Here is a 2,977-nt window from a genome sequence, read left to right as displayed (position 1 = left end):
GCCCCGAAGGGCGCGGGGCGGGACTCAAGAAGTCAACCCTGAGGATTCGTTCACCGTCTCGCTTCGTCAGTAAAGAAAAAGGCCCCACGAGGGGGCCTTCTTTCTTTACTGGCGGAGAGAGAGGGATTCGAACCCTCGATAGAGCTTTTGACCCTATACACCCTTAGCAGGGGCGCGCCTTCGACCACTCGGCCATCTCTCCGGATCTATTGCCCGGCTACTGCTTTTCGCCGGCACGCTGAATCTGTGGATTCAACGGGATGCGAAGGATACCCGGCAAGGTGCATGCGGTAAAGCGTCAGGATTCGCCAGACGTTTCCTCAGCCGCATCACCGGGAGTCTCCTCACGCTTGATGCGCTGGTAGATTTCCTCGCGATGGACAGAAACATCCTTGGGAGCATTGATGCCAATTCGCACCTGGTTGCCCTTCACACCTAAAACGGTAACGGTTACTTCGTCGCCTATCATCAGGGTTTCCCCCACTCGGCGGGTCAAAATCAACATATTGGTTGCTCCTTCAAGCTTTCTTGTCGTTCCGGCTTGGCTACCGTCTGCGCGAGCTCCGCACGCAATCCGGCGTCATGTCCGGGGACCAAGACCAGCCTCCCTAGCTGACCTCGCGGCCCATTCCCCCCAGTAATTGAAGCCGTATCCCGGCAGCACACCCGTTCTCGAAATCGAAAAAAAGTGTCACCGCCAAGACAGTGTCGATACTAAGCGATGCCGTTGTTCAGGCGCAATGAAACTGAGCTCAATTCGTTTGAAAAATCGAATTGCATCGAAGTCGATCGATTCACGTCAGCTTGCCGGCAATCCACTGCGGCAATTCAGCGAGGGTGGTACCAAGGGCCGGGGAATCAATGCCCCCACCCTGAGCCATGTCCGGACGTCCACCACCTTTCCCCCCAATAGCCGCAGCTACGTGGGAGACGACTTCACCTGCCTTTATCCGACCCAGCGCGCTGCCAGCCACGCTACCCACGAGCGCGACCTTCCCATCCGCTGCAGCCGCCAGCAGGATCACGCAATCAACCAGCTTCGGCTTCATTGCGTCAATGCCCTCGCGCAGAGCCTTTGCATCCAGCCCGTCGACGCGCGCCACCACGACCTTGATGCCACCGACGTCGATGGCCTGATTGGCCAGGTCAGCGGTCGCTGCGCTTGCCTCGCGCGCCTTGAACGATTCCAGTTCGCGCTCGAGCTTCTTCTGCCGGTCAAGAACCTGGCGCAGCTTGTCGACCACTTCAGTACCTTGCGCAGAAAGCAGACTGCCGATCTCATTCAGACGCGACTCCTCCTCTACTACATAGGCGACCGCATCGGCACCCGTCACTGCCTCGATCCGACGGATCCCGGACGCCACGCCGCCCTCGCTGAGGATCTTGAACAACCCGATATCACCAGTACGCGCCACATGCGTGCCGCCGCAGAGCTCGGTCGAGAATTCGCCCATGCGCAACACCCGGACTTCGTCGCCGTATTTCTCACCGAATAGCGCCATGGCACCGAAATCAATGGCTTCGTCGTAGCCCATGTGGCGGATTTCTGCCTCGGCATTGCCCCGGATCTCGGCGTTCACGAGATCCTCGATACGACGCAACTCTTCTGCTGCGGTCGGCTGGAAATGCGAGAAATCGAAGCGCAGCCGCTCAGGTGCGACCAGCGAACCCTTTTGCGTCACGTGTTCGCCCAGTACCTTGCGCAATGCTGCGTGCAGCAGGTGTGTGGCCGAGTGGTTGAGCACAATGGCTTTGCGTCTGCCCACTTCAACCCGGGCATCCACTGCTGTATCGGGCGTGAGTGCAGCCGAGCCTTCCCAGCGACCTACATGACCATGAAAGGCGCCACCCAGCTTTACCGTGTCACTGACATGAAAGCGACCCGACTGACACACCAGTTCGCCGCGATCACCCACCTGCCCGCCCGATTCGGCGTAGAACGGCGTGCGATCCAGAATGACAATGCCTTCCTCTCCATCTGCCAGAGATTCCAGCCGGCGCCCGCTGCGCACGATGGCTAGCACGCGTCCGCCTGACTCCTCGGTGGCGTTGTAGCCGGAAAACAGACTTGCCGGCAGCGAACTGGCCAGTTCGGCCGGAAGTTGCCCTTTCGATTCGAAACTGCTGGCCGAACGGGCACGCTCGCGCTGCTCGTTCATGGCTTTCTCGAAGCCCGGCATGTCCACGGACAAGCCACGCTCACGAGCTATATCGGCAGTCAGGTCTACCGGAAACCCATAGGTGTCATAAAGACGAAAGACATCGTTGCCGGGAATGACCGACGATGATCGAGTTGCGACCTCCTCAAACACCTTCATTCCGTGTTCAAGGGTTTCACCAAAGCGTTCTTCTTCAGCCTTCAACGCGCGTTCGATGAACTCCTGCTTTGCGGCAAGCTCCGGATACGCGGCGCCCATCTGACTGACCAGCGGCTCCAGCATTCTCCAGAAAAAATCTCCGCGCACGCCCAGCATCCAGCCATGGCGCAACGCGCGACGGATGATCCGGCGCAGGACATAGCCACGCCCTTCGTTTGAGGGCAAGACACCGTCGACGATCAGGAACGCGCAGGCACGTATGTGATCGGCAATCACGCGCAGCGACTTGTTTTCCAGATCATCGGTGCCGGTAAATTGCCCGGCTGACTTGATCAGATGCTGGAACAGGTCGATCTCATAGTTGCTGTGCACATGCTGAAGGATCGCGGCGAGCCGCTCCAGACCCATGCCGGTATCCACGCATTGCGCCGGCAGATCCGACAATGTTCCGTCTTCAGCGCGATCAAACTGCATGAAAACGAGATTCCATATCTCGATAAAGCGATCGCCATCCTCATCGGGCGATCCCGGAGGGCCACCCGGAATATGCGGCCCATGGTCGTAGAAGATCTCGCTACTCGGACCACAGGGACCGGTGTCGGCCATTTGCCAGAAATTGTCGGAGGCGAATGGCGCACCCTTGTTGTCGCCGATGCGGA

Annotated in this window: 2 protein-coding genes and 1 tRNA gene; all 3 read right to left on the bottom strand. The window is 59.0% G+C overall.

What is annotated here, in order from left to right:
- Positions 1 to 109 precede the first annotated feature (109 nt).
- Positions 110 to 202 (bottom strand) — tRNA-Ser (locus WBP53_RS10210).
- Positions 203 to 298: 96 nt separating this feature from the next.
- Positions 299 to 505 carry a carbon storage regulator CsrA gene (csrA, locus tag WBP53_RS10205; protein WP_423928551.1) on the bottom strand — a complete coding sequence of 69 codons (207 nt, stop codon included), beginning with the start codon at positions 503 to 505 and terminating at the stop codon, positions 299 to 301.
- 289 nt (positions 506 to 794) lie between these two features.
- Positions 795 to 2,977, bottom strand: a 2,183-nt coding sequence (gene alaS, locus WBP53_RS10200; RefSeq protein ID WP_423928549.1) for an alanine--tRNA ligase, incomplete at its 5' end; no start/stop codon positions are given.

It is taken from the genome of Dokdonella sp. (assembly GCF_049593775.1).
Lineage (GTDB): Bacteria > Pseudomonadota > Gammaproteobacteria > Xanthomonadales > Rhodanobacteraceae > Dokdonella.
This window is presented reverse-complemented; position numbering and strand designations above follow the sequence as displayed.

Bases quoted from the DNA above. Each gene is read 5' to 3' on its own strand.
- csrA (WP_423928551.1), bottom strand. From the start codon at position 505: ATGTTGATTTTGACCCGCCGAGTGGGGGAAACCCTGATGATAGGCGAC.